1 rRNA gene is annotated in these 1,060 nt (G+C 55.8%); it reads left to right on the plus strand.

What is annotated here, in order from left to right:
• Positions 1–1,053 (plus strand): 16S ribosomal RNA (locus CS948_RS00005); the annotation flags it as partial.
• Between the last annotated feature and the right edge of the window lie 7 nt (positions 1,054–1,060).

Below are 1,060 nucleotides of genomic sequence, written 5' to 3' on the forward strand. Positions count from 1 at the left end.
TGATGCCAGTACTTGACGAATAAGCATCGGCTAACTCCGTGCCAGCAGCCGCGGTAACACGGGGGATGCGAGCGTTATCCGGATTTATTGGGTTTAAAGGGCGCGTAGGCGGGATGCCAAGTCAGCGGTAAAAGACTGCAGCTAAACTGTAGCACGCCGTTGAAACTGGTGACCTCGAGACGAGTCGAGGATGGCGGAACAAGTGAAGTAGCGGTGAAATGCTTAGATATCACTTGGAACCCCGATAGCGAAGGCAGCTGTCCAGACTCGATCTGACGCTGATGCGCGAGAGCGTGGGTAGCGAACAGGATTAGATACCCTGGTAGTCCACGCCGTAAACGATGCTCACTGGATCTTGGCGATACACTGTCAGGGTTCAAGCGAAAGTATTAAGTGAGCCACCTGGGGAGTACGTCGGCAACGATGAAACTCAAAGGAATTGACGGGGGCCCGCACAAGCGGAGGAACATGTGGTTTAATTCGATGATACGCGAGGAACCTTACCTGGGTTTAAATGTAGAGTGCATGGGGTGGAAACATCCCTTTCCCTCGGGACTCTTTACAAGGTGCTGCATGGTTGTCGTCAGCTCGTGCCGTGAGGTGTCGGGTTAAGTCCCATAACGAGCGCAACCCCTATCGATAGTTGCCACCGGGTAATGCCGGGCACTCTATCGAGACTGCCACCGTAAGGTGCGAGGAAGGCGGGGATGACGTCAAATCAGCACGGCCCTTACATCCAGGGCTACACACGTGTTACAATGGCCGGTACAGAGGGCCGCCACCCGGTGACGGGGCGCCAATCTCTAAAGCCGGTCGTAGTTCGGACTGGAGTCTGCAACCCGACTCCACGAAGTTGGATTCGCTAGTAATCGCGCATCAGCCATGGCGCGGTGAATACGTTCCCGGGCCTTGTACACACCGCCCGTCAAGCCATGGAAGCCGGGAGTACCTGAAGATCGTGACCGCGAGGAACGGGCTAGGGTAATACCGGTAACTGGGGCTAAGTCGTAACAAGGTAGCCGTACCGGAAGGTGCGGCTGGAACACCTCCTTTCTGGAGC

Origin of the sequence: Butyricimonas sp. Marseille-P3923, assembly GCF_900184685.1 — a bacterium.
In the GTDB taxonomy this organism is placed as follows: Bacteria; Bacteroidota; Bacteroidia; order Bacteroidales; family Marinifilaceae; genus Butyricimonas; species Butyricimonas muris.